The sequence below is a fragment of the Streptomyces sp. NPDC040545 genome (genome assembly GCF_055595065.1).
The window spans coordinates 16,258-40,997 of the sequence record NZ_JBVIWA010000011.1; the positions used below are offsets into that span (position 1 = coordinate 16,258).

The window sequence follows — 24,740 nt, forward strand, 5'->3', positions numbered from 1 at the left end:
GAATCATCCCTTGGGTGAGGTGAGTTCCGTGGCCGTGAGGAGCGCGGCGAGTTCGACGAGGTCGGTGCCGGCGAGGCGCGGGAGGGCGCAGCCGGAGAGGGTGCGGCAGGCCTCGCGCCAGGCGGCGGGGATCGAGTCGCCGCCGCCGAGGACGCCGGTCAGCGCGCCGGCCAGGGCGGGGGCGGAGTCCGCGACGCGGGACAGGCAGGCGGCGGCCGGGACGGCCTCGGTCATCCTGCCGCGGGCGGCGGTGGCGAGGGCGAGGGCCACGGGGACGGTCTCGGCGGCGGCGATCCCGTAGCTGTAGACGTGGTCGACGATCTCGTGTTCGAGGGTGGGGACGATGGCGAAGGCGCCGCCGTCCTTGTGGGTACGGGCGAGGCGGACCGCGTGCCGGGCGTTGCGGCCGATCTCGGTGGCCTCGGGGAGCTGGGCGAGGGCGGCGTCCACGGCGGCGTCGACGTCTGAGGTGGTGAGGGCGGTGGCGATGGCGGCGGCCATGGCGCGGGCACCGTGCACACCGTCGCCGTCCTGGGTGTAGCGGGCGTCGAACTCGGCGAGATCGGCCGCCGCGCGGGCGTCGCCGGGATGCACGACGGCGAGGACGCAGGCGCGGACGCAGGCGGCGTCGTCGAAGTAGTGCGGGTTGTCGTGGCCGGTGGCGGGCGGACGCAGGCCGGTGGCGAGATTGCCGAGGCCGGCGCGGACGGAGATCCGGGCGCGGAGGGGGAGGACGGCGGACTCGACCTCGGGCGCGCGTTCCGCCGCCGCGGCGACCTCGGAGGCCAGGGCGTTCCACGCGAGGTCGATGGCGGCGCGCATGCGGCGGGACCGGGAGAGGTCGCTGAGCAGCACACCGGCGGCGGTGAGTACGGACTCGGCGACGAAGGCGGCCCATTCGGCGTCGTCGGAGGGGCCGAGGCGGAGCGGTTCGGGGGGCTGGTTGAGGGCGATGGGGACGGGGAGGGTGGTGGTGGCGTTCTGCTCGGCGAAGGTGTCGAGCTCGCGGGTGAGGCGGCGGGTCCACTCGGGCATCCGGCTGGCGCGGTGGCGGGCGGCGGGCCACCCGGCCGCGTCGCCCGCGGCGAGCCCGAGGAGAAGGCCCTCGATGGGCCGCGCCCCTGCGGGGAGCTCAGAACGCTCCCGGGCCCGGGCCCGGACCCTGATCCCGGCCCGGGACGCCGTCTCGACCGCGGTCGTGCCGGCGGCCCGCGCGAGGGCGGGGTCGGCCGTGTCTGCGTCATGCTGTCCGACCCGGACCACGGTCCCGGTACCCGCCCCGGGAGCGCCGGCTCCGGCCACGGCCACGGTCCCGGAATCCGGTTCGGCCCCGGTCGTGCCGGCGGCTGTGGTCGCGCCCGCAGCGTGCTGTCCGACCCGGACGACGGTCCTGGTCCCCGCCTCGGGAGCGCCGGCTCCGGCCACGGTCACGGTCCCGGTCCCGGGAGTGCCTGGGGCGTGCTGTCCGGCGCGGACCACGATCCGGGATCCCGCCGTGGGAGCGGGCGCGAGGACGCTTCCCACCCCGCCTCCCTCCGCACCCGAGGGCAGTGCCGGTGCCGTGCGTGGTGGAATCCCGGCCGGGGCCGCGTGCCCCGGGGCCAGGACCGCGTAGGGCCGTTCCGCCGGAGCCGGACCCGACCCCGTGGCCAGGTCTGCGACGGCCGGGGCCAGGTGCGCTGCGGGCAGCGTGCGCGGCGGCGCCTCGGACGGGGCCGGGCCCGTACCCGGGGGCGGCGCGGGCGACTCGGCCCGGGCCTGACCGGCCGGGGGCAGGCTTCCGGACCTCGGCCCCGCCGGTGCCGTACCCGGACCCGTACCCAGGACCGGGTTCGCCGGGGGTAGCGCCGGACCCTCGGACCGGGCCTGACCGGCCGGGGCCGGGGGCGGGCCTGCGGGGCTCCGGTCGTCCGGGGTGAGGGTCATCGGGCGGCCTCGCATTCCGGGGTGAGGAGGTCCGCGATGTCCAGGACGTGGTAGCCCCGCATCGAGGGGAGGCAGCTGCCGCGGACCGGGCCGATGGCCGAGGACCAGGCGGCGGGGATCGCGGCGGCGCCCGACAGCGCGCCGGCCAGGGCGCCCGCCACCGCCGCGGTGGTATCGGCGTCGCGGCCCATGTTCACGGCGGTGAGGACGGAGGACGGGAAGTCGCCCCGGCAGGTGGCGAAGGCGCCGAACGCCAGGCCCACCGCCTCCGGGGCCAGGTCGGTCCACGGGTAGCCGCCGATGACCACCGCCGAGCGCACCGCCCGTTCGCCGCGCGGGGCGGCGGTGACCGCCCGGCGCAGGGAGCGGGCCGTCCAGGAGTCGGACGGGATGACGGACAGGGCCGCCGAGATCACCGACGCGGGAGAGCCGCCCGCCATGGCCGCGGCCACGCCCGCCGCGACCGCCTGGCCGCCGTAGATGCCCTCGCCGTCGTGGCTGACCGAGCCGTCGATGGCGACGAGCCGGGCCGCTTCCGCCGGCCGGCCCGCGGCGAACACGCCGAACGGCGCGGCCCGCATGGCCAGGCCGTCCGACCACGCGTGCCGGTGCTGGGCGGAGATGGGCGCGGCCAGGCCCCGGCGGAGGTTCTCCAGGGTGCCGCGCTCCGAGAACCCGGCGCCCCGGAACGGGCCTTCGTCGAGGTCGGCGATCCAGTGGTGCCAGGCCCGCTCCACGTGGGAGACGGTGAGCGCCGAGCCGTGGCGGGCCAGCAGCAGCCCCGAGAAGATCGCGTACTCGGTGTCGTCCGTGCCCGCCGGGTCCTCCGACACGAACCCCTCGATGCGGCCCCACTTCGCCCGGATCTCCGACGGCTTCATGTTCTCCGCGGGGGCGCCCAGCGCGTCGCCGACGGCGAGTCCGAGAAGAGCGCCCCTGGCCCGTTCGAGGAGGACCTGCGGATTGCATGCAATCAGCTTCACCGGCTCCATGGCGCGCCTCTCCCACATTGGATGGGGCTCATCATGAGCCCTTGGGGGATTTGTGCCATGGCATGTGGTTTGTCGCCCGTCGCGAAACACCCCGCGAACACCCCCGTCACCCGGTCGCCGACCCGCAAAAGCCCAGGTAAGTACGGCCTTCCTTGCTGGCGGACGGCGGAAATCGTGCGTAGTTTCGAGGTGTTCAGGGGGAGCGGGGCGCGTTGCGGCGTCCGATCGCACATTTGGGGAGATTCCACGCATGTCCATCATCGACATCGAAGCACCGCTGCACACCGCGCACCGCGACAACCACACCCACCGCGACGTCAACGGCGGATGGCTGAGGCCGGCCGTCTTCGGTGCCATGGACGGGCTCGTCTCGAACCTCGCCCTGATGACCGGTGTGGCCGGCGGCGCCGTTGCCCCGCAGACCGTCGTCATCACCGGACTGGCGGGCCTCGCGGCCGGCGCCTTCTCCATGGCGGCCGGCGAATACACCTCGGTCGCCTCGCAGCGCGAACTGGTCCTCGCCGAACTGGACGTGGAGCGGCAGCAGTTGCTGGGGCACCCGATCGACGAGATGGAGGAGCTCGCCGAGCTCTACGTCTCCCGGGGCGTCGAGCCGCCGCTCGCCCGCGAGGTCGCCAGGCAGCTCTCGCGCGATCCCGAGCAGGCGCTGGAGATCCACGCCCGCGAGGAGCTCGGGATCGACCCCGACGACCTGCCCTCGCCGCTGGTCGCCGCGGTCTCGTCGTTCGGTTCGTTCGCGCTGGGCGCGCTGCTCCCCGTCCTGCCGTACCTGCTCGGCGCCACCGCCCTGTGGCCCGCGGTGCTGCTCGCGCTGGCCGGGCTCTTCGCCTGCGGTGCGGTCGTCTCCCGGGTCACCGCGCGGTCCTGGTGGTACAGCGGCGTCCGCCAGCTGGTCCTGGGTGGCGCGGCCGCCGGTGTGACGTACATCCTGGGAACCTGGATCGGCGGAGCCATAGGCTGACCGCGGCCGGAGTGAGACACTATGCAGTACGCAACATAAGTAGTCCGTTACCCGGCGGTTTCGAATCCGTGTCCGCCGGGAATCACACCAGGGCTCCGGGCAACGATGCCCGCCCTGCACCGGGACCTCCGCCTCGCGCGATACCTCCGTAGAGCGCCGCGAAAGTCCCCCTCTTTCTGCCTCGTGCAGTCCGCATGCTGGAATGGCGTATCCGCTTCTCGGGATTGTCGTCATCATGTAATCTGCACGAAATTTCGCAGAGGGCCAACGTCGTCCCTCGGCTATGTACATATGCCACGACGACGACGGGAGAGCCGATGCGTTCCGCATCCACGCACTCCGCGACCGGCTCCAGCACCACCGCCTGGTCGCCCATGGACGGTCGCCCCGCCCAGCAGGGCATGTACGACCCGCGCAACGAGAAGGACGCCTGTGGCGTCGGATTCGTGGCGAACCTCACCGGCGAGGCCACCCACACACTCGTTGAGCAGGCCCTGACCGTATTGCGGAACCTCGAGCACCGCGGCGCGACCGGCTCCGAGCCGGACTCGGGCGACGGCGCCGGAATCCTCAGCCAGGTCCCCGACGCGTTCCTGCGCGAGGTGGCCGGCTTCGAGCTCCCCGCGGCCGGCGGCTACGCCGTCGGTATCGCCTTCCTCCCCGCCGACGGCACCGCACAGGCCGTCGCCGTGGAGCAGATCGAGGCCATCGCCGCCGAGGAGAACCTCACGGTCCTCGGCTGGCGCGAGGTCCCGGTCACCCCGGACCTGCTCGGCAACGGCGCCCGCGCCACCATGCCGGCCTTCTCGCAGCTGTTCGTCAGCAACGGCAGCACGGGCATCGAGCTGGACCGCAAGGCCTTCGTGCTGCGCAAGCGCGCCGAGCGCGAGGCCGGTGTCTACTTCCCGTCGCTCTCCGCCCGCACCATCGTCTACAAGGGCATGCTGACCACCGGCCAGCTGGAGCCCTTCTTCCCGGACCTCTCCGACCGCCGCTTCGCCTCGGCCGTCGCCCTGGTCCACTCGCGCTTCTCCACGAACACCTTCCCGTCGTGGCCGCTCGCCCACCCGTACCGCTTCGTCGCGCACAACGGCGAGATCAACACGGTCAAGGGCAACCGCAACTGGATGAAGGCCCGCGAGTCCCAGCTGGCCTCCGAGGCCTTCGGCGACGGCGTGCTGGACCGGATCTTCCCGATCTGCACCCCGGACGCATCCGACTCGGCCTCCTTCGACGAGGTCCTGGAGCTGCTCCACCTCGGCGGCCGCTCCCTCCCGCACAGCGTGCTGATGATGATCCCGGAGGCGTGGGAGAACCACACCTCCATGGACCCGGCCCGCCGCGCGTTCTACAAGTACCACTCCACGCAGATGGAGCCCTGGGACGGCCCGGCCTGCGTCACCTTCACCGACGGCACCCAGGTCGGCGCGGTCCTCGACCGCAACGGTCTGCGCCCCGGCCGCTACTGGGTCACCGACGACGGCCTCGTCGTCCTCGGCTCCGAGGTCGGCGTGCTCGACATCGACCCCGCCAAGGTCGTCCGCAAGGGCCGCCTGCAGCCCGGCAAGATGTTCCTCGTCGACACCGCCCAGAAGCGGATCATCGAGGACGACGAGATCAAGAACGAGCTGGCCGCCGCCGCCCCCTACGCGGAGTGGCTGGAGACCGGCGAGATCGAGCTGTCGGACCTGCCCGAGCGCGAGCACATCGTGCACACCCACGCCTCGGTCACCCGCCGCCAGCAGACCTTCGGCTACACCGAGGAAGAGCTGCGCGTCATCCTCGCGCCGATGGCCCGTACCGCAGGCGAGCCGCTCGGCTCCATGGGTACGGACTCCCCGATCGCGGCCCTGTCCGAGCGCCCCCGGCTGCTCTTCGACTACTTCACCCAGCTCTTCGCGCAGGTCACCAACCCGCCGCTGGACGCCATCCGCGAGGAGCTCGTCACCTCGCTGCTGTCCTCGCTCGGCCCGCAGGGCAACCTGCTGGAGTCGACCGCCGCGTCCTGCCGCAGCGTCACCCTGCCCTTCCCGGTGATCGACAACGACGAGCTGGCCAAGCTCATCCACATCAACGCCGACGGCGACATGCCCGGCATGAAGGCCGCCACGCTCTCCGGCCTCTACCGCGTCTCCGGCGGCGGCGAGGCCCTGGCCGCCCGGATCGAGGAGATCCGCGCCGAGGCCGACGCGGCCATCGCCAACGGCGCCCGCCTGATCGTCCTCTCGGACCGCCACTCGGACGCCGAGCACGCGCCGATCCCGTCGCTGCTGCTCACCTCCGCCGTGCACCACCACCTCATCGCCACCAAGCAGCGCACCCAGGTGGGTCTGCTGGTCGAGGCCGGTGACGTCCGCGAGGTCCACCACGTCGCCCTGCTCATCGGCTACGGCGCGGCCGCCGTCAACCCGTACCTCGCCATGGAGTCCGTCGAGGACCTGCTGCGCGCCGGTACCTTCCTGTCCGGCCTGGAGCCGGAGCAGGCCATCAAGAACCTGATCTACGCGCTCGGCAAGGGCGTCCTGAAGGTCATGTCCAAGATGGGCATCTCCACCGTCGCCTCCTACCGCGGCGCCCAGGTCTTCGAGGCCGTCGGCCTGAACGACGAGTTCGTCGAGACCTACTTCAACGGCACCGCCACCAAGATCGGCGGCGCCGGCCTCGACGTCATCGCCAAGGAGGTGGCCGCGCGCCACGCCAAGGCGTACCCCGTCTCCGGCATCGCGGCCACGCACCGCGCGCTGGAGATCGGCGGCGAGTACCAGTGGCGCCGCGAGGGCGAGCCGCACCTGTTCGACCCGGAGACGGTCTTCCGCCTCCAGCACGCCACCCGCAACCGCCGGTACGACATCTTCAAGCAGTACACGGCCCGGGTGAACGAGCAGTCCGAGCGCCTGATGACGCTCCGCGGCCTCTTCGGCTTCAAGTCGGACCGCGAAGCCATCTCCATCGACGAGGTCGAGTCGGCCGCCGACATCGTCAAGCGCTTCTCCACCGGCGCCATGTCGTACGGCTCCATCTCCAAGGAGGCGCACGAGACCCTCGCCATCGCCATGAACCAGCTGGGCGCCAAGTCCAACACCGGTGAGGGCGGCGAGGACCCGGACCGCCTGTACGACCCGGCGCGCCGCTCGTCCATCAAGCAGGTCGCCTCCGGCCGCTTCGGCGTGACCTCGGAGTACCTGGTCAACGCGGACGACATCCAGATCAAGATGGCGCAGGGCGCCAAGCCCGGCGAGGGCGGCCAGCTGCCCGGCCACAAGGTGTACCCGTGGGTCGCCAAGACCCGCCACTCCACCCCGGGCGTCGGCCTGATCTCCCCGCCGCCGCACCACGACATCTACTCCATCGAGGACCTGGCTCAACTGATCCACGACCTCAAGAACGCCAACCCGGTCGCCCGCATCCACGTGAAGCTGGTCTCCGAGGTCGGCGTGGGCACGGTCGCCGCGGGGGTCTCCAAGGCCCACGCGGACGTCGTCCTCATCTCCGGCCACGACGGCGGAACGGGCGCCTCCCCGCTCACCTCGCTCAAGCACGCGGGCGGCCCGTGGGAGCTCGGCCTCGCCGAGACCCAGCAGACCCTGCTGCTCAACGGGCTGCGCGACCGCATCGTCGTCCAGACCGACGGCCAGCTCAAGACCGGCCGCGACGTGGTCATCGCCGCGCTGCTCGGCGCCGAGGAGTTCGGTTTCGCGACCGCGCCGCTCGTCGTCTCCGGCTGCGTCATGATGCGCGTCTGCCACCTGGACACCTGCCCGGTCGGCATCGCCACCCAGAACCCGGTCCTGCGCGACCGCTTCTCCGGCAAGCCCGAGTTCGTCGTCAACTTCTTCGAGTACATCGCGGAGGAGGTGCGCGAGATCCTCGCCGAGCTGGGCTTCCGCACGATCGAGGAGGCCGTCGGTCACGCCGAGCTCCTCGACACCACCAAGGCCGTCACGCACTGGAAGGCGCAGGGTCTCGACCTGGAGCCGCTCTTCTACGTGCCGGAGCTGCCCGAGGGCGCGGTCCGCCACGCCCTGATCGAGCAGGACCACGGTCTGGAGAAGGCCCTCGACAACGAGCTGATCGAGCTCGCCGCCGACGCGCTGAACGCCGAGACCGCCGAGGCGGCCCAGCCGGTCCGCGCCCAGGTCGCGATCCGCAACATCAACCGGACCGTCGGCACCATGCTCGGCCACCACGTCACCAAGAAGTTCGGTGGCGCGGGCCTGCCCGACAACACCATCGACCTGACCTTCACCGGCAGCGCCGGCCAGTCCTTCGGCGCGTTCGTGCCGAAGGGCGTCACCCTCCGCCTGGAGGGCGACGCCAACGACTACGTCGGCAAGGGCCTCTCCGGTGGCCGCATCGTGGTCCGCCCGGACCGCGGCGCCGACCACCTCGCCGAGTACTCCACCATCGCCGGCAACACCATCGGCTACGGAGCCACCGGCGGCGAGATGTTCCTGCGCGGCCGCACCGGCGAGCGCTTCTGCGTCCGCAACTCGGGTGCGCTGGTCGTCTCGGAGGGCGTGGGCGACCACGGCTGCGAGTACATGACCGGTGGCCGGGCGGTCGTCCTGGGCGAGACGGGCCGTAACTTCGCGGCCGGCATGTCGGGCGGCGTCGCGTACGTCATCGACCTCGACCCGCACAACGTCAACGTCGGCAACGCGGGCGCCGTGGAGGCCCTGTCCGACACCGACAAGCAGTGGCTGCACGATGTGGTGCGCCGCCACGAGGAGGAGACCGGCTCGACCGTGGCCGCGAAGCTCCTGGCTGACTGGTCCGTCTCGGTGGACCGCTTCAGCAAGATCATCCCCACCACGTACAAGGCAGTGCTCGCCGCCAAGGACGCCGCTGAGCTCGCCGGACTCTCGGAATCCGAGACCACGGAGAAGATGATGGAGGCGGCGACCCATGGCTGACCCGAAGGGCTTCCTCACCACCCCGCGCGAGACCGCCTGCACCCGTCCCGTCGCCGATCGGCTGAAGGACTGGAACGAGGTCTACGTCCCGGGCTCCCTGCTCCCGATCATCAGCAAGCAGGCCGGCCGCTGCATGGACTGCGGCATCCCGTTCTGTCACAACGGGTGCCCGCTCGGGAACCTGATCCCGGAGTGGAACGACTTCTCGTACCGCGAGGACTGGACCGCCGCGTCGGAGCGCCTGCACGCGACGAACAACTTCCCGGAGTTCACCGGGCGGCTGTGCCCGGCCCCCTGCGAGTCGGCCTGCGTGCTCGGCATCAACCAGCCCGCCGTGACCATCAAGAACGTCGAAGTCTCGATCATCGACAAGGCGTGGGACAACGGCGACGTCACCCCGCAGGCGCCGGAGCGGCTGTCCGGCAAGACGGCCGCCGTCATCGGCTCGGGCCCGGCGGGCCTCGCCGCCGCCCAGCAGCTGACCCGGGCCGGCCACACCGTGGTCGTGTACGAGCGCGCCGACCGCATCGGCGGCCTGCTGCGCTACGGCATCCCCGAGTTCAAGATGGAGAAGGTGCACATCAACCGCCGCATCGAGCAGATGCGCGCGGAGGGCACCAAGTTCCGCACCGGCATCGAGGTCGGCCGCGACATCACCGCCACCGACCTGCGCAAGCGGTTCGACGCGGTGGTCATCGCGGCGGGCGCGACCGTCTCCCGCGACCTGCCGGTCCCGGGCCGCGAGCTGAACGGCATCCACTTCGCCATGGAGTACCTGCCGCTCGCCAACAAGGTCCAGGAGGGCGACTTCATGGCGCCCCCCATCACGGCCGAGGGCAAGCACGTGGTCGTCATCGGCGGCGGCGACACCGGCGCGGACTGCGTGGGCACCGCCCACCGCCAGGGCGCGGCCTCGGTCACGCAGCTGGAGATCATGCCCAAGCCGGGCGAGGACCGGAACGCCAACCAGCCCTGGCCGACCTTCCCGATGCTCTACAAGGTCACCTCGGCCCACGAGGAGGGCGGCGAGCGGGTCTACTCCGTCTCCACCACCCACTTCGAGGGCGACGAGGACGGCAACGTCCAGGCCCTCCACCTGGTCGAGGTCGCCTTCGAGGACGGCAAGCTCGTCCAGAAGCCCGGCACCGAGCGCGTCCTCCCCGCGCAGCTGGTCACCCTGGCGATGGGCTTCACGGGCACCGACCAGGCGAACGGCCTGGTCCAGCAGTTCGGCCTGGAGCTGGACGCGCGCGGCAACATCGACCGCGACGCCTCCTACGCGACCAACGTCGACGGCGTCTTCGTCGCCGGCGACGCGGGCCGCGGCCAGTCGCTGATCGTCTGGGCCATCGCGGAAGGCCGCTCGGCCGCCCGCGGCGTGGACCGCTTCCTGACCGGCAGCAGCGCCCTCCCGTACCCGGTCAAGCCGACGGACCGCTCGCTGACCGTGTAGCCCTTCTCAACGCCGCGCTCGCACCGCTCGGCCGCGGGCGGCCTCCCGGGGTTCGCCCGGCTGCGCCGGCCTCCGGCCGTCGGTGCGGGGCCGGGCTACGCGCAGTACCCCCGCCCCCGCGAAGGGGCGGGACCCCTCATACGGTCCGTACAACGGCGTACGGAACTCCCGACACGGCGCCCGCCACGTCCCCGACCAGGGGTGGCGGGCGCTGTGGCGTGTTCGGGGCTACTCGGGCTGGACGACCGTGGCGCCCCAGCGGGTGGACGGGGCCGAGGCCGTCACCCAGGCCCCGAAGCCGCCCTGGAGGCCGGTGCCGAGGGGGACGGTGACGCGCGCCGGGTCGCTCTCGGGGCAGTCGACCGTGAACGGGGCCGGGTCGCGGTCCGGGTGGTTGTCCAGGTGGAAGGCCACCTCTATGGTGCCGCCGCCCGCGCAGCCGAAGGTGATGAACGTGTCCAGCCGGGACGAGAGGCCGCCCGAGACGAAGCCGCTGGAGCCGGCCTGCTCGGGTATCCAGATCAGCCCGTCGGGCCCGGGGTAGCCGACGATCTCGCCCCCCGCCGAGGCCTGGGCCGTGCCGGCCGCGAGCGTCAGCGTGAGTGCCGCGGCCAGTGTGCCGATCGCGGCGGCCTTGCCGCGCCCGTGTGTCTGCTTCATGTGGTCCCCCTGTGGTGTTTTCGGTCCGACTGACACCGATCACGCTAACCGGCGGCACTGACAGGGGCCTTCGTCCTCCCGGCCGGCGCTGTGGCGTCGTGTGGTCGTATCGTTCCGTTCCGCCGTTTCGCGGACCTGACGGGGCCTACGCTTTTCGTGGAGCAAGGGACTGCAGGAGCGGGGGAGTTGGCCCATGGCCAAGCCGAAGGATCTGGGTGGGGCACAGGCCCCGGAGGAGTTCGCCCACGAGGAGCTGCGGCGCCACCGGGAAGCGGCCGGGCTGACCCAGGAGGGTCTGGGCGAGCGGATCTTCACGAGCGGGGCGTACGTCGGGCAGATGGAGTGCGGCACGCGGCGGCTGCGTCCGGAGATCGTGGAGCTGATCGACAAGGAGCTCGGCACCGGGGATTACTTCGTCCGCCTGTCGAGGGCGTTCAGGTCCGAGCAGATGGGACCTCCCCAGCATGGCCTCGGTGGTGGTGTTCCCGGCCGCCGCGTGGGCGCCGTTCACCCGGGCCGTGAAGGGTCGGGCCTGAAGGTTCAGGCGCGAATTCCGTGAGCCGTCGTCCGTCACACTGGATACTTGCCTGATGGGCATATCGAGGGCTTCCTGGGTCAACACGACGCACGACTGGTCCAGCGTCGTTGATACGGATCATCTGGCACAGATCCGGGACAGTCCCGCGGAGTTCGCTCCGGACGGACCTTGGCACCTCGTCCTTGAGGTACTTGCCTATGCTGCGGACGAAGCATCGAGCACGGGCGGGGGACGCTGCGTCGTCGTTCTCCATCCCGACGGTTCGCTGTCCGTCCAGGATGACGGACGGGGCACCGACACCCGTGTGGACGAGCACGGCCGGAGCGTGAAGAAGCCGGTCATGGCCACGAAGGATCTCCGGTTCTTCGATTTCCCGCAGGCCGAGGTGCTGCCTGACGGCCATCCCCGGCGTGGCATGTCCGTGGTCGCGGCGCTCAGTGAGTGGCTCGCCCATACCAACCGCCGCCTCAACGGTGCCTGGACCCAGCGCTACGAAAAGGGCGTCCCCGTCACCGGTCTTGAGCCCGTTGTCATCAACGGCACGACCGGGACACTGGTCCGTTTCATGCCTGAGGGTTCGTTGGGTCCGGTGACCGTGCCGGCGGCCGGCGGTCATGCGAGCCTGGCCACGGCCTGGCCGCATCTGGAGGTTCAGGTCCTTGACCGGCGCAACGGCTGACAGATTCGGCCCGCATCGGGCCCGTCATGCCCCCGAACAGGGATGACGGGCGCCGTGGCGTTTCCCGGTCGGGCTTCGGGACCGGCGGACCGGCGATCCATGTCTTCAGGGCCGGTCGTGGGCCAGGGCGGCGGTCTCGCGTACGGCTGTGGCGACGGCCGGAGCGTCCTTTCTCAGGATCGCGCCGTGGTTGCTGGGGACCTTCGCGCTGAGCTGGATGTTCGGATTGCGCCGGAACACCGGGTCGAGGCCGGCGCGGATCCGTTCCTGCTCGTCGCCCTTGCTCCCGAAGGACGTTCCCGAAGCCAGTACGTACCGCACCGGGACGGTGATGCCGTCCAGTACGGGGCCCAGTTCGCGCTCGCGGGCGAGCCGACCTCGATGTTGCTGTCGGCCATCTTGATGGCCGAGATACCGGAGATGGCCTACCAGTACGACGGCGAGCTGCGCCTCGACGCCTCGGACACCGAGCGCCTGCTCGGCGTACGGGCCACCGAACTGGACCACGTGCTGAAGGAGTTGATCTCCGCCGGGCCGTCGGCGCGGCCGGGGCGGTGAGACCGGCGGGCGCGGCTTCCCGGCCGGCGGCGTACCGGCCGACGGGGCCGAGCCCGATTCGCTCGTGCGGGTGACCCGATGGGGGAGGGCGGGGGACGCTCCTGCCGCGCGCCGGTCGCACGGAGGGCAGGAACGGATCCCAGCGACCGACCCGGTCGGCCCGTGAGGGCCGGTCTAGGCCGGACGGAGCATCTGCGGGGCCTCTCAGGACAGTTGAGGGGCCCCGCCGTCTGGTACCCATCTGGGTCATGGCCCCCACCCGAACCCTGCTGAGCGGCCTGCTCGGCGCCGCCCTGCTGGTCTCCGTCCAGCCCTCCGCCACCGCCGACGACGGCCGGACCGTCGACTACCACGGTCTGCGCGTCACCCTCCCGGCCGACTGGCGGGTCGTCGACCTCGACCGGAACCCCGGCGCGTGCCTGCGCCTCGACCTGCCCACCCTGTACCTCGGCCACGCCGGCACCCAGGCCGAGTGCACCGGCCGGGCCGTCGTCAGCCGCGCCGACACCCTGCACCTCGAACCCCTCGACGGGGCACCGGAGCGCGCCGACATCCCGACCGTCGCCGTCGACTCCTGGAACGTGCTGCGCGAGGCCCCGCCCCGCTCCGACAGCAACGAGCTGCGCTACGCCCTGCACCGCTCCGGCATCATGGCCACCGTCTCCTACGGAGCCACGCCCGACGCCGTACGCACCGTCCTGGCGCAGGCCCGCGCCATGACGCCCCCGCCCGGCCCGGCCCCCGTCGCCGCCGTTCCGGCCGCCCGAGGACCGAAGCCACGTACCGCCCAGGAGCCCTTCAAGGGCGAGGGCTTCGACGCCTGCACCGCCCCCACCCAGAAGACCATGGACACCTGGCGGGCCGATTCCCCCTTCGGCGCGGTCGGCGTCTACATCGGCGGCCGGGCCCGGGCCTGCGCCCAGCCGCGGCTCACGGCCCGCTGGGTGGAACGGCAGGCCGCCGCGGGCTGGCACCTGATGCCGATCTGGGTGGGACCCCAGCCCTGGCACAACGCCGCCACCGGCCTGTCCACCGACCCCTCCGAAGCCAACGGGCAGGGCCGGGAGGCCGCCGAGGGCGCGGCGGACGCGGCCCGGTCGCTGGGGCTGGCCGAGGGCACGGTGCTCTACAACGACCTGGAGAACTACACGGACCGCGCCACCTGGGACGCCCCGGTCGTCGCCTACCTGACCGCCTGGACGGACCGGCTGCACGAGCTGGGCTTCCGCTCCGCCGCCTACGTCTCGGTGAGCTCCGGGGTCAAGGCGCTCACCGCCCACTACCACCAGGCCCCCCAGGCCATGCCGGACGTGCTCTGGGCCGCCCGCTGGAACCTGTCGCCCTCCGTCCGCGACGCCGACATGGGTCTGCCGGCGGGCACGGCCCAGTGGGCCGGCCCGCGCCGGGCCCACCAGTTCCGCGGCGACCACGACGCCACCTACGGCGGGATCACCCTCAACATCGACCGCAGCTGGGTGGACGTGAACCCGGCCGCCCTCGGCCCGGTCGGCGGCCTGCCGCCGCTCAGCTAGCGGGTGTCTTGCCGGTCAGGGCGTCTCCTCGCGCGGCGGTTCGTCGTCGTCGCCCCGGCGCAGGGTGCGCAGGCCGTGCTCCGGGGTCCACGACCGCACCACCAGCTCGTCGCCCTCCACGCGGACCCGGACGACCTCCGTCAGGTCGGCGTAGAAGAGGTGGAAGGGGTGCGGGGTCGCCGTCTCCTCCGCGTACCGGTGCAGTTCGGGCGGGTCCACGAGCTCCACCGCGCGCCCCGAGATCCGTGCGTCCCCGTCCGGCATGTCCTCGTCCGCGCCCGGGTTGGTGTGCAGGGCGAAGCGCGGGTCGTGCTGGAGGTCCCTGGCCTTCATCGAGCCGAACATCATGCCGAGCCACAGCTCCCCGCCCCGGATGTCGACGTTCAGCCCGGTCGCGCGGGGGGAGCCGTCCTTGCGCAGCGTGGCCAGGACGTGGTGCGGATACTGCGCGAAACGGGCCTGGACGGCCGCAGCGAACTCCGGTTCCGCCGTCTCGAAGACTGCCCAGCTGGTATGCGTCATACGTCCATCAAAGCGCGGGTACCGGCGGGCGCAGGTCAGGCGCGCACGATGCCCGCACTCCGCGCCGCCGCCAGCCATTCCGGGAACTCCCCGACCAGGCGGTCGTACAGTTCGCCGTCCGGCACCGCGCGGGGATCCGCTCCCGCGTGGAAGTAGCCCGCGTTGTCCACGGCCCGCTGTGCCGGCACCGGTAGCTCGTCCAGCCGGCGCAGGAAGTCGAACTGCGTGCTGCGCGTGTTCCCGAAGCCGACGAACTGCCAGAAGAGCGGCAGCCGGGCCGCCTTGCACAGGTACCGTTCCGCCGCGAGCTTGTTGATCGGCCCCCCGTCGGTCTGGAAGACGACCAGGGCGGGGGCCGTCGCCCCCGAGTCCAGGTAGTGGTCGATGACCGCGTCCATCGCCGCGTGGTACGCCGTCTTGCCCATGTGGCCCAGCCGGGAGGCGATCTCGGTGACCCGTCCCTCGTGCCCGGCCAGGGAGATCTCCTCCACCGCGTCGACCTCGGTGGAGAAGAAGACCACCGGCACGCGGGCGTCGTCGTCCAGGTGCGCGGACAGCCCCAGCACCCGGTCCGCGAGGGCCTGCACGCTGCCGTCCGCGTAGTACGGCTTCATCGACCCGGAGTAGTCCAGGACCAGGTAGACCGCGGCCCGTCCGCCCTCCATGCCGTACTTGCGCAGGGAGACCCCGGCGCTCTTGTAGAGGCTCACGAGCGCCGGAGCCGTCTCCTCGACCTTGCGGAGGTTGATAGCGCTGCCCGTCATGGGGCGAGCGTACGGCAGCTGGTCAGCCGGTCGGCCCTCCATGGTGAAACCCAGACCCGCTGCCGGCCGCGCCCGGTGCGCGCCCGGTGCGCCGAGCAGGAGGGCGGAGCCGTGGGTCCGTTTGAAGAACTCGTGCGCCTCGTGCTCCCAGGTGATGCCGATGCCGCCGTGCAGCTGGATCATCTCCCCGGCCAGGTGCGAGAACGCCTGCGAGCAGGCCGACTTCGCGGCGGCCGCGAGGTGCGGCGGTGCCCCACGCGCGGCCGCCGCGCGGGCGAGCGCCCGGGCCGTCTCCACCCCCGTGTGCATGTCGGCGAGCCGGGGCTTGACCGCCTGGAAGGAGCCGATGGGCCGGCCGAACCGGACCCGGTCCTTCGCGTACCGGACCGTCACCTCCAGGGCTCGCGCGGCCGCCGCGATCTCCGCGGCCGGCCGCGCTCGGCCGGGTCACCGCCCTGACCATGCACGGCGACGGGCCGCCGTTGCTGTACTTCCGGCGCTCCTACGGCAGCTTGCCGAGCCCTTCGAGCCCGTCGATGTCGGCGAGCATGCCCGCCGCGAGGTCGCGCTCGGAGGCGTAGTACCGCTCGGCCCACTTGAGGGTGAGCGTCGGGTACGCCCAGGCGCTCTCGTCCTTGGCGCCTTCCCCGTCGGCCACCGCGCGACGGCGCATCTTCTCCGCGAACTCCTGGTGCTGGAGGAGGACTTCGCGCAACTGCTCCGGCTCCAGCAGGTGGCCCAGCCACAGCCGCAGCATCGGTCCGTGCTTGAGGACGGGCGGGTCGACGGGGGCCTCGCGGGCCCACTCCCGTACGGCCGTCATGCCCTCGTCCGTGATCCGGTAGACCCGCTTGTCGCGCGTCCCGGTGTCCTGGGCGACCATCCGCGAGGACGCGTAGCCCGCCTTCTCCAGACGCTTGAGCTCGCTGTAGATCTGGCTGAACGACGGGCTCCAGTAGAAGAACCGCAGTGACTGGTCCGACCACTTCTTCAGGTCGTAACCGGAGAGCTCCTCTCCGAAGGAGAGCAGCCCGAGCACCGCCCAGCTGGTCGCGGGGAGCGTGCGCCTGTTCGTCTCGTGTGCCACGCGGCGCAGTCTACGACCGGTCCTCACGGCACCCTTCCCGCTGCGAGATATGACTGCTAGATGTATTCCTATTCGAAATATTGGCACGCGGGCTCGAAGTACTGGACGGAGGGACCTCACCGTGAAGTTCTCGATGATCTTCGAGGCGCAGCTCGTCGACCCCACCCCCGAACGTGAACGCCAGGTCATCCACGACTGCGTCGAACAGGCCGTCCACGCCGAGGAGATGGGCTTCGACCGGATCTGGGCCGTCGAACACCACTCCCTGACCCGGTACGCGCACATGAGCGCCTCCGAGATCTTCCTGACCTGGGTGGCAGCCCGCACGCAGCGGATCCGGATCGGCCACGGCGTCGTCACCATGCCCTTCGGCTACCAGCACCCGGTGCGCGTCGCCGAGCGCGCCGCCATGCTCGACGTGCTCTCCGGCGGCCGCGTCGACATCGGCGCCGGGCGCGGCGCCACCCGCCAGGAGATGTCCATGTACGGGGTCAGGCCCGAGGACACCTACCCGCAGATGGAGGAGGCGCTGCGGATCTTCTCCTCGGCCTGGAAGGAGGAGACCTTCGAATGGCACGGCTCCATCGACATCGGCCCCGGCGCGATCCTGCCCCGCCCGGTCCAGGACCCGCACCCGCCGCTGTTCATGGCCTGCTCCAAGCACGACACCCTCAAGCTGGCCGCCGAGCTCGGCATCGGAGCCCTGGTGATGGGCTTCGCCGGCGCCGACGACGTACGCGCCATGCGCAAGGTCTACGACGAGGCCATCGCCACGCGCACCGGCGAGCGCTTCGTCTCGGCCGAGGTCAACGACCACCTCTCCGCCCTCTGCCCGACCGTCGTCCTCGACGACGCCGAGCGCGCCCTGCGGCTGGGCACGCGCGGGCAGCGCTTCTTCGCCGAGTCCATCGCGCACTGGTACGGGAACGGCCCCGAGCCCACCGGCCACGCGGAGGAGGAGGACCATGTGGGGGCGCTGGCCAGGGGCCGGGAGGAGCTCGTCGCCCGGCTGCACGAGGCGAACATCCCCGCCCGGCCCGTCGACACCGGCACCTACAACGCGGAGCACGCGTACGGCAGCGCCGAAGCGGCCATCGCCTACGTCGAGCAGCTGCGCGAGATCGGCGTCGACGAGGTGATGTGCCTGATCCAGATGGGCACCGTCCCCCAGGAAGCGTGCATGGAGACCATCCGCCAGTGGGGCGAGAAGGTCATCCCGCACTTCCGCGCGCTGGAGGGCTGAGCCATGGGGGAGCGGCTCGGCGGGAAGGTCGTCGTCATCACCGGCGCCGGGCGCGGCCAGGGCGCCGCCGAGGCCCGGCTGTGCGCGGAGGCGGGGGCCCGGGTCGTCGTCACCGACGTACGGGAGGACGAGGGCCGGGCGGTCGCCGCCGAACTCGGCGACCAGGGACTGTACGTCCGCCACGACGTGGCCGACGCGGCGGGCTGGGCGACGGTGGTGAAGGAGACGATCCGTGCCTTCGGGACGGTATCGGCGCTGGTCAACAATGCGGCCCTGTGGCGCACCGCCCACGTGGAAGAGCAGCAGCTGGAGGACTTCGAAGCGCTTCTGCGGGTCAACCTGCTCGGCCCGTTCCTCGGCATCCAGGCGGTCGCGCCGGTGCTGCGGGCGGGCGGGGGCGGCTCGGTCGTCAACATCTCCTCCACCGCCGGACTGGTCGGGATACCGGGCCACGCCGCCTACGGATCCACCAAGTTCGGGCTGCGCGGACTGACCCGGTCGGCGGCGCTCGACCTCGCCGGGGACCGGATCCGGGTCAACTCGGTGCACCCGGGGGCCATCGACACCCCGATGGTGGCCGAGGCGGTCGCCGGCCGGGACTGGTCGCACGTACCGCTGGGGCGCATCGGCCGCCCGGAGGAGGTCGCGGAGCTGGTCCTCTTCCTCTGCTCGGACGCGTCCTCGTACGTGACGGGCAGCGAGTTCACCGTGGACGGGGGGATGACGACGGCATGAGCGGCCTCGGCGCACCCGATCCCCTCTCACCGCACGCCAGGCAGCTGTGCGACGCGATGACCGCCGGCTTCCCCGGCCCGGGCGACATCCGCGCGCTGCGGGCGGCCGCCGCGTCCGGGTCCGGCCGCGAGGGCCCGGCCGTGGCCTCGGTGTCCGACACCGTCGCGGGCGGGGTCCCGGTCCGCGTCTACGATCCCGCGCCCGGCCGGTCCGGCCGGCCCCTGGTCGTCTTCCTGCACGGCGGCGGCTGGGTGATGTGCGGCCTGGACAGCCACGACGCGACCTGCCGCTCTCTGGCCGTGGCCGCGGGAGCGGTGGTCGTCTCGGCGGACTACCGGCTGGCCCCGGAACACCCCTGGCCGGCGGCGCCGGACGACGCGCTCACCGTCCTGCTCTGGGCCCGGGACCGGGCCCGGGCGCTCGGCTGCGACCCCGGCCGGGTGGTGCTGGCCGGGGACTCCAGCGGCGGCAACCTCGCGGCCGTGACGGCCCTGCGCGCGCCCGGACTCGTAGCGGGACAGGTGCTGTTCTATCCGCCGCTGGACGCCTGGATGGACTCCGCCTCCGTGGAGACGTACGCGGAGGGCTACTTCCACACCGCAGCCCACATGGCCTGGTACTGGGACCAGTACGGCGGCGACCCGGAGCACCCGCACGTCTCGCCGCTGCGCGCCCCCGACCTGTCGGGCCTGCCGCCCGCCCTGATCGTCCTCGCCGACTGCGACGTGCTGCGCGACGAGGGGCTCGCGTACGCCCGCCGGCTGGCGGCGGCCGGCGTCGACTGCACGCTCCAGCTCCACCCGGGGGTCTTCCACGGCTTCCTGGGCCTGCCGCTTCCGGCGGGCGCCGCCGCGCTCCGGGCGGCTGCGGCCTGGGTGGCGGGGGCGGGGGTGGGGAGGGCGGGGCGGCCGGACCCCCAGGCATGATGTGTCCATGGCCGAACTGATAGGGAGACTGCCGGGCGCGGTCCTGCGCAACTGCCTCCTCCTGGCAGTGGAGTTCGGTGCGATCTGGCTGCTCCGGGGGCCCGGGGGAGCCTGGATCCCGGTCCTGCTGGCCGTCTTCGTCGCGGGCGCGGCCGTACCGCACGGCACCGGCGCGGAATTCGTCGCCCGCACCTGCGTCGCCCTCCTCGCGGTCGGCATCGCGGTGGCCGGCGGGATCACCTGGGACCGGCACACCCTGCACGACCGGGGCCGGGAGGAACAGGCGGTCGTCGCCGAGCGGACCATGGTGCAGGACGGCTCGACCAGCTCCCCGTCGCTGCGGCTGCGCACGGCGGCCGGCCGGGACCTGCCCGGACCCGTGGCGACGGACCTCCCGGTCGGCGCCCGGCTCACCGTGACGGTGGACCCCGACGGCCCGGCCTGGGCCGTGGGCGGCCGCCCGGACCGCCCGTTCTGGCCGGTGGCCGGCACCGGGGCCCTGATCCTGCTCCAGACCACCCTCGTCGGCCGGCTCTCCCTGCGCCCCCGCAACTAGGGGGTGTCTTGGGGCTGCCGCCGGTGATTCGCGACCGCTGCCGTTCGTCAAGTCCCGAAATCCCGGGACGTGAGGCATTTCGCCGCGCTGGGCCTAATGGAGTCATGGGATCACGCAGAGCAGGTGACCCACCCGCGCCGTCCGGAACGGATCTGGCGGCGTGGTCCTTTCTCACCGGAGGTCGATTCTCATGACTCACGCATTCGTCACACGGCGTTTCGCCATCCTCACGGCCGCGTCCGCCCTGGCCGCAGCGGGTGCACTGCTGCCCTCCAGCGCATTCGCCGCGCCGGCGACGCCGCACGTCAGCACCGCAACCAGCACGATGGCAGTCAAACACGGTGGTCACGGTCACCATCACCACGGCCACCATCACCACAGCCATTGTTACGGCAACTGGCAATGGGGCGGTGGCTGGGGCTGGTAAGCCGGCGAGACGGGAAGAACCCATCGTCGACATGAACCGTCGAGTTCGGTCCAGGCCGTGTGGCGAAGCCGTACGGCCTGGACCGCCGAACGCGCATGATGCAAGTATGTGGATCTTGTTGCCGGTTGCGTGATCGAAAACAATGGACGCATGACCACACGTGCCCGTTCCTTCGACGCAGCAGCCGCTTCGTACGCGGCCCACCGCCCCAGCTACCCCCCGGCGCTCTTCGACGCCGTCGAGTCCCTCACCGGGCGCCCGCTCGCCGGGGCCCGGGTGGCCGACGTAGGAGCCGGGACCGGGATCGCCACCGCGCTCCTGCACGAGCGCGGGGCCGAGGTCGTCGCCGTGGAGCCCGGGGACGGGATGGCCGCCCAGTTCCGCCGCACCTGCCCCGGGATCCCGATCGTGCGCGGCGACGGGGACCGGCTGCCGCTGGCCACCGGCGCGTTCGACCTGCTCACCTACGCCCAGGCCTGGCACTGGACCGACCCGGCCCGCTCCGTGCCCGAGGCCCGCCGGGTGCTGCGCCCGGGCGGGGCGCTCGCGCTCTGGTGGAACGACGTGGACGCCACCGTGCCGTGGATCGCCGGACAGGAGGAGCGGCTCCGGGTCTTCTTCGGGGTCGAGGAGGAGACCCACCGCACCCTGCCCGAGGGGCTCGGCGCGTTCACCACCCGGTCGGTGACGTGGTCCCGGCGCATCACCCTGGACGACCACCTCGCCAACCTCGCCAGCCACTCCGCCTTCCTGGTCCTGGGCGAGGACCGCACCCGCGCGTACTTCGCGGCGGAGCGGGAGCTGCTGAACCCGCTCTTCCCGGACGGCATCGTCGAGGAGCAGTACGTCGTGAGCCTCAGCGTCGCGGTGGTGTGAGGGACCGCAGGACTTCGGCCCGGCAGGCCGACGGCGTTCCCCAGGCGTCCCGCAGCGGGCGGGCCTTGCGCAGCCACAGGGACAGGTCCAGCTCCTCGGTGTAGCCCACCGCACCGTGGAGCTGGAGCGCCGTCATCGCCGCCCGGTAGGACGCCTCGCCGGCGGCCAGTTTCGCGGCCGCCACCTCGCCCGGGTCGAGCGACAGCGCCGCCGCCCACACCAGCGGGCGGGCGAACTCCAGGTCGAGCAGGGTGTCCGCCAGCCGGTGCTTCACCGCCTGGAAGGTCCCGATCAGCGTCCCGAACTGCGTGCGCCGCTTCACGTACTCCACCGTCCTGGCCAGCAGCGCCTCGCCGACGCCCAGGCACTGGGCCGCCGTCAGCAGCCGGGCCCAGCGTCCGGCCACCTCGGCCGCCCGGGCCACCGCCGGGCCCGCCGCCAGCAGTTCACCCGCACCGGCCGGCGGGCGGGACAGCCGGCGTGCGGGGTCCGTCGACCGCAGCGACCCGTCCGCCGGGCCCGCGCCGCCCGTACCACCCGCCCCGTCCGCCGCGTCCGCCCTGCCCGCCGCGTCCGCGCCGGCCGCGCCACCCGCCACGCGCAGTTCGCCCGCCGGGGACACCGTGAAGCAGTACGTCGCCGCGTCCGCGTCCAGGGCGTACGGGCTCCCGCCCGGCAGGGTCAGCGTGGCCGAGGTCCCGCCCTGCGCCAGCCCCGGCAGGAACCGCTTGGCGAGCGCCTCGTCCGCCAGCTCCGCCAGCAGCACCGACACCGCGGCGCTCTCCACCACCGGCCCCGGCACCCCGGCCCGGCCCAGCTCCACGAAACCGAGGGACAGCTCCGCCGGGAGCAGGCCCGCACCCTCGTAGGGCTCCGGGACGGCCAGCGCGAACAGCCCCGTCCCCGCGAGCCGGGACCACACCGTCCGCCCGGGCCCCGCATCGCCGTCCGCCCAGGCCCGTACCGCCGCCGGGACCTGTGCCGAGCTCAGCAGGGAGCGCAGCGTACGGGCGAAGTCGGACTGCTCGTCGGTCAGCAGGAAGCGCATCAGCGGCGGCCCTTCGGGAGGCCGAGCAGCCGCTCGGCGATGATGTCGCGCTGGATCTCGTTCGTCCCCGCGTAGATCGGTCCGGCCAGGGAGAACACCCACGGCTCGGCCCACTCGCCCTCCGCCAGCTCCGCGTCCGGGGCCAGCAGGTCCAGCGCCGTCTCGTGCAGGGCGATGTCGTACTGCGACCAGAACACCTTGTTCAGACTGGACTCGGCGCCGATCGTCGCGCCCGCCGCGAAGCGGGAGGCGTTCGCCCAGGTGAACAGCTCGTACGCGCGGGCCCCGACCACCGCGTCCGCCACCCGGTCCCGCAGCGCGGTGTCGGACGGGTCCCCGTGTTCGCGCCACAGCCCGACCAGCCGGTCCGCGGCGGCCAGGAAACGGCCGGGGGAGCGCAGGGTCAGCCCGCGCTCGTTGCCGGTCGTCGACATGGCGATCCGCCAGCCCTGCCCAGGCTCCCCGATCACGTCCTCGTCCGGCACGAAGACCTGGTCCAGGAAGAGCTCCGCGAAGGCCGGCTTGCCGTCGAGGCGCCCGATGGGCCGCACCGTCACACCCGGCGCCCGCAGGTCGAACATCAGGTACGTCAGCCCCTGGTGGGGTTTCGGGGTGTCCGGGTCGGTGCGGAAGATCCCGAAGGCGCGGTCCGCGAAGGCCGCCCGTGAGGACCAGGTCTTCTGCCCGGTCAGCAGCCAGCCGCCTTCCGTGCGGACCGCCCGCGACGTCAGCGAGGCCAGGTCGGACCCCGACTCGGGCTCCGACCAGGCCTGCGCCCAGATCACCTCGCCGCTCGCCATGGACGGCAGCACCCGCGCGCGCTGCCGCGCGCTCGCGTGGTCGAAGAGGGTGGGGGCGAGGAGGCTGATGCCGTTCTGCGAGACCCGGCCGGGCGCGCCCGCGGCCCAGTACTCCTCCTCGAAGACCAGCCACTTGACGATGTCCACGCCCCGGCCCCCGTACTCCTCGGGCCACGAGACCACCGACCAGCGCTCCGCGTGCAGCAGCGCCTCCCACTCCCGGTGCGCCGCGAAGCCCCCGGCCGTCTCCAGGGAGGGCAGGGGCCGTGCCGGGACATGGGCGCGGAGCCAGGCACGGGCCTCGGCCCGGAAGGCCTCCACGTCCGCCGTGTGTGTGAGGTCCATCAGGTGTTCGCCTCCTTCAGGGCGGCGATGCCGATGCCGCCGAGCGAGTCCGCCGCAGTCCCCGAGCTGTGCGCGTTGCGGTAGCGGGGGCGGTTCATGGTCACGTACGCGACCGGGCCGCGGCGCTCGTGGAGCACGGGTGTGTCGTCGGGCGAGCGGTCGTGGGGCCTGCGGTCGTCGGGCATGCGGCGTCCATCCTTCACGAGCGAAGCTTCCCTAACAAGTGTTTGGTAGGTTAACGTACGGCCATGAGCAGCGTCGAGGAGTCCCGCACCGAGGTCCGGGGGTGGCTCTTCCTCTTCTCCCGCGCCGGCACCATCTGCGCGGGCCCGGACGAGATCCAGCGCACTCTCATCGCCGAGCGGATCCTCGGCCTTCCCATGGAGGTACCGGCGTGACCGCTCCCGCCTATGTCCCCGGGCACGGACTGCTGAAGGACCGCACCGCCGTCGTCACCGCCGCCGCCGGGGCCGGCATCGGCGGAGCCACCGCCCGCCGCCTCCTGGAGGAGGGCGCCCGCATCGTCATCGGCGATGCCCACGCCCGCCGCCTGAAGGAGACCGAGGAGGCGCTCTCTGCCGAGTTCGGCGCCGACCGCGTCACCTCCCTGCCCTGCGACGTCACCGAGGAGGACCAGGTCCAGGCCCTCTTCGTGCTCGCCGAGCACACCCACGGCCGCCTCGACATCGTCGTCAACAACGCCGGCCTCGGCGGCACCGCCGCCCTCGTCGACATGACCGACGACCAGTGGTCCCGCGTCCTCGACGTCACCCTGAACGGAACCTTCCGCTGCACCCGCGCCGCCCTGCGCGCGTTCCGGGCGTCCGGCGGCGGCGGAGTGATCGTCAACAACGCCTCCGTCATCGGCTGGCGCGCCCAGACCGGCCAGGCCCACTACGCCGCCGCCAAGGCCGGGGTGATGGCCCTGACCCGCTGCGCGGCCCTGGAGGCCGCCGAGTTCGGCGTACGCGTCAACGCGGTCGCCCCGAGCCTGGCCATGCACCCGCACCTGGTGAAGGTCACCAGCGAGGAACTCCTGGCCGAACTCACCGCCCGCGAGGCCTTCGGCCGCTACGCCGAACCCTGGGAGGTCGCCAACGTCATCGTCTTCCTGGCCAGCGCCTACTCGTCGTACATGACCGGCGAGACGGTCTCGGTCAGCAGCCAGCACGCCTGAC

24 protein-coding genes and 1 pseudogene are annotated in these 24,740 nt (G+C 72.6%); 14 read left to right on the forward strand and 11 right to left on the reverse strand.

All coding sequences use genetic code 11. The features are described from left to right. Positions 1 to 3: 3 nt before the first annotated feature. Together ACZ573_RS21280 and ACZ573_RS21285 are read right to left on the reverse strand one after the other, a co-directional pair. Complete coding sequence (locus tag ACZ573_RS21280; RefSeq protein ID WP_471306805.1) at positions 4 to 1,308, reverse strand: ADP-ribosylglycohydrolase family protein; 1,305 nt, start codon at positions 1,306 to 1,308, stop codon at positions 4 to 6. Positions 1,309 to 1,922: 614 nt separating this feature from the next. Further along, a complete protein-coding gene (locus ACZ573_RS21285) occupies positions 1,923 to 2,909 on the reverse strand; it encodes an ADP-ribosylglycohydrolase family protein (protein ID WP_471306449.1) in 987 nt (328 codons plus the stop codon). Between the two features lie 259 nt (positions 2,910 to 3,168). On the opposite strand from ACZ573_RS21285, the gene ACZ573_RS21290 reads away from it, so the two are divergent. The 3 genes from ACZ573_RS21290 (at position 3,169) to ACZ573_RS21300 (ending at position 10,266) form a co-directional block, all read left to right on the forward strand. Continuing rightward, entirely contained in the window at positions 3,169 to 3,900 is a 732-nt protein-coding gene (locus ACZ573_RS21290; RefSeq protein ID WP_471306453.1) for a VIT1/CCC1 transporter family protein, read from the forward strand. A gap of 374 nt (positions 3,901 to 4,274) precedes the next feature. After that, a complete protein-coding gene (gene gltB / locus ACZ573_RS21295) occupies positions 4,275 to 8,813 on the forward strand; it encodes a glutamate synthase large subunit (protein ID WP_471306807.1) in 4,539 nt (1,512 codons plus the stop codon). After that, entirely contained in the window at positions 8,806 to 10,266 is a 1,461-nt protein-coding gene (locus tag ACZ573_RS21300) for a glutamate synthase subunit beta (protein WP_189736122.1), read from the forward strand. The genes gltB and ACZ573_RS21300 overlap by 8 nt, the downstream gene beginning before the upstream one ends. A gap of 228 nt (positions 10,267 to 10,494) precedes the next feature. Here the strand turns inward: ACZ573_RS21300 and ACZ573_RS21305 are convergent, their stop codons facing one another. Then, a complete protein-coding gene (locus ACZ573_RS21305; RefSeq protein ID WP_471306456.1) occupies positions 10,495 to 10,926 on the reverse strand; it encodes a hypothetical protein in 432 nt (143 codons plus the stop codon). 193 nt (positions 10,927 to 11,119) lie between these two features. Here ACZ573_RS21305 and ACZ573_RS21310 point away from each other — a divergent pair, with 193 nt between their 5' ends. Both ACZ573_RS21310 and ACZ573_RS21315 read left to right on the forward strand, forming a co-directional pair. Beyond that, positions 11,120 to 11,485: a helix-turn-helix domain-containing protein gene (locus ACZ573_RS21310; protein ID WP_471306459.1), complete on the forward strand. Its 366-nt coding sequence runs from the start codon at positions 11,120 to 11,122 to the stop codon at positions 11,483 to 11,485. Positions 11,486 to 11,516: 31 nt separating this feature from the next. Then, positions 11,517 to 12,143, forward strand: coding sequence for an ATP-binding protein (locus ACZ573_RS21315; protein ID WP_471306465.1), 627 nt, complete (start codon positions 11,517 to 11,519; stop codon positions 12,141 to 12,143). Between the two features lie 105 nt (positions 12,144 to 12,248). On the opposite strand, the gene ACZ573_RS21320 is transcribed toward ACZ573_RS21315, so the two are convergent. Next, on the reverse strand, positions 12,249 to 12,464 hold the full coding sequence (locus ACZ573_RS21320) for a hypothetical protein (RefSeq protein WP_471306468.1): 216 nt from the start codon (positions 12,462 to 12,464) through the stop codon (positions 12,249 to 12,251). 81 nt (positions 12,465 to 12,545) lie between these two features. Here ACZ573_RS21320 and ACZ573_RS21325 point away from each other — a divergent pair, with 81 nt between their 5' ends. Continuing rightward, on the forward strand, positions 12,546 to 12,701 hold the full coding sequence (locus ACZ573_RS21325; RefSeq protein WP_471306471.1) for a hypothetical protein: 156 nt from the start codon (positions 12,546 to 12,548) through the stop codon (positions 12,699 to 12,701). Positions 12,702 to 12,949: 248 nt separating this feature from the next. Then, positions 12,950 to 14,233 carry a DUF1906 domain-containing protein gene (locus ACZ573_RS21330; RefSeq protein WP_471306474.1) on the forward strand — a complete coding sequence of 428 codons (1,284 nt, stop codon included), beginning with the start codon at positions 12,950 to 12,952 and terminating at the stop codon, positions 14,231 to 14,233. Between the two features lie 15 nt (positions 14,234 to 14,248). On the opposite strand, the gene ACZ573_RS21335 is transcribed toward ACZ573_RS21330, so the two are convergent. The 4 genes and pseudogenes from ACZ573_RS21335 to ACZ573_RS21350 form a co-directional block, all read right to left on the reverse strand. Further along, positions 14,249 to 14,755, reverse strand: a complete 507-nt coding sequence (locus ACZ573_RS21335) for a pyridoxamine 5'-phosphate oxidase family protein (protein WP_471306477.1) — start codon at positions 14,753 to 14,755, stop codon at positions 14,249 to 14,251. Positions 14,756 to 14,790: 35 nt separating this feature from the next. Next, positions 14,791 to 15,519: a VWA domain-containing protein gene (locus ACZ573_RS21340; RefSeq protein ID WP_471306809.1), complete on the reverse strand. Its 729-nt coding sequence runs from the start codon at positions 15,517 to 15,519 to the stop codon at positions 14,791 to 14,793. Between the two features lie 84 nt (positions 15,520 to 15,603). Next, a pseudogene (locus tag ACZ573_RS21345) lies at positions 15,604 to 15,939 on the reverse strand (acyl-CoA dehydrogenase family protein); the annotation flags it as partial. An 82-nt stretch (positions 15,940 to 16,021) separates the two neighbouring features. Next, complete coding sequence (locus ACZ573_RS21350; RefSeq protein ID WP_471306482.1) at positions 16,022 to 16,606, reverse strand: PadR family transcriptional regulator; 585 nt, start codon at positions 16,604 to 16,606, stop codon at positions 16,022 to 16,024. Between the two features lie 121 nt (positions 16,607 to 16,727). Between ACZ573_RS21350 and ACZ573_RS21355 the strand changes: the two genes are divergently transcribed. The 5 genes from ACZ573_RS21355 to ACZ573_RS21375 all read left to right on the forward strand — a co-directional run bounded on the left by ACZ573_RS21355 (position 16,728) and on the right by ACZ573_RS21375 (position 21,369). Further along, positions 16,728 to 17,849 carry an LLM class flavin-dependent oxidoreductase gene (locus ACZ573_RS21355; RefSeq protein ID WP_471306485.1) on the forward strand — a complete coding sequence of 374 codons (1,122 nt, stop codon included), beginning with the start codon at positions 16,728 to 16,730 and terminating at the stop codon, positions 17,847 to 17,849. Positions 17,850 to 17,852: 3 nt separating this feature from the next. Continuing rightward, positions 17,853 to 18,584 carry an SDR family NAD(P)-dependent oxidoreductase gene (locus ACZ573_RS21360; protein ID WP_471306488.1) on the forward strand — a complete coding sequence of 244 codons (732 nt, stop codon included), beginning with the start codon at positions 17,853 to 17,855 and terminating at the stop codon, positions 18,582 to 18,584. Beyond that, complete coding sequence (locus tag ACZ573_RS21365) at positions 18,581 to 19,510, forward strand: alpha/beta hydrolase (RefSeq protein ID WP_471306491.1); 930 nt, start codon at positions 18,581 to 18,583, stop codon at positions 19,508 to 19,510. The genes ACZ573_RS21360 and ACZ573_RS21365 overlap by 4 nt, the downstream gene beginning before the upstream one ends. 7 nt (positions 19,511 to 19,517) lie before the next feature. After that, on the forward strand, positions 19,518 to 20,066 hold the full coding sequence (locus ACZ573_RS21370) for a hypothetical protein (RefSeq protein ID WP_471306494.1): 549 nt from the start codon (positions 19,518 to 19,520) through the stop codon (positions 20,064 to 20,066). Between the two features lie 577 nt (positions 20,067 to 20,643). Beyond that, complete coding sequence (locus ACZ573_RS21375) at positions 20,644 to 21,369, forward strand: class I SAM-dependent methyltransferase (RefSeq protein WP_471306497.1); 726 nt, start codon at positions 20,644 to 20,646, stop codon at positions 21,367 to 21,369. Here the strand turns inward: ACZ573_RS21375 and ACZ573_RS21380 are convergent. From ACZ573_RS21380 to ACZ573_RS21390, 3 genes are read right to left on the reverse strand one after another with little or no spacing between them, the layout of a single operon-like run. After that, complete coding sequence (locus ACZ573_RS21380) at positions 21,350 to 22,417, reverse strand: acyl-CoA dehydrogenase family protein (RefSeq protein ID WP_471306500.1); 1,068 nt, start codon at positions 22,415 to 22,417, stop codon at positions 21,350 to 21,352. The two genes, ACZ573_RS21375 and ACZ573_RS21380, sit on opposite strands and share 20 nt — an antisense overlap. Further along, positions 22,417 to 23,562, reverse strand: coding sequence for an acyl-CoA dehydrogenase family protein (locus ACZ573_RS21385; protein ID WP_471306503.1), 1,146 nt, complete (start codon positions 23,560 to 23,562; stop codon positions 22,417 to 22,419). The genes ACZ573_RS21380 and ACZ573_RS21385 overlap by 1 nt, the downstream gene beginning before the upstream one ends. Continuing rightward, positions 23,562 to 23,747, reverse strand: coding sequence for a hypothetical protein (locus tag ACZ573_RS21390; protein ID WP_471306506.1), 186 nt, complete (start codon positions 23,745 to 23,747; stop codon positions 23,562 to 23,564). The genes ACZ573_RS21385 and ACZ573_RS21390 overlap by 1 nt, the downstream gene beginning before the upstream one ends. Before the next feature lie 63 nt (positions 23,748 to 23,810). On the opposite strand from ACZ573_RS21390, the gene ACZ573_RS21395 reads away from it, so the two are divergent. Together ACZ573_RS21395 and ACZ573_RS21400 are read left to right on the forward strand one after the other, a co-directional pair. Next, positions 23,811 to 23,960, forward strand: coding sequence for a hypothetical protein (locus ACZ573_RS21395; RefSeq protein ID WP_471306843.1), 150 nt, complete (start codon positions 23,811 to 23,813; stop codon positions 23,958 to 23,960). After that, entirely contained in the window at positions 23,957 to 24,739 is a 783-nt protein-coding gene (locus ACZ573_RS21400; RefSeq protein ID WP_471306509.1) for an SDR family oxidoreductase, read from the forward strand. Before ACZ573_RS21395 ends, ACZ573_RS21400 begins: the two co-directional genes overlap by 4 nt. Position 24,740: the final 1 nt, after the last annotated feature.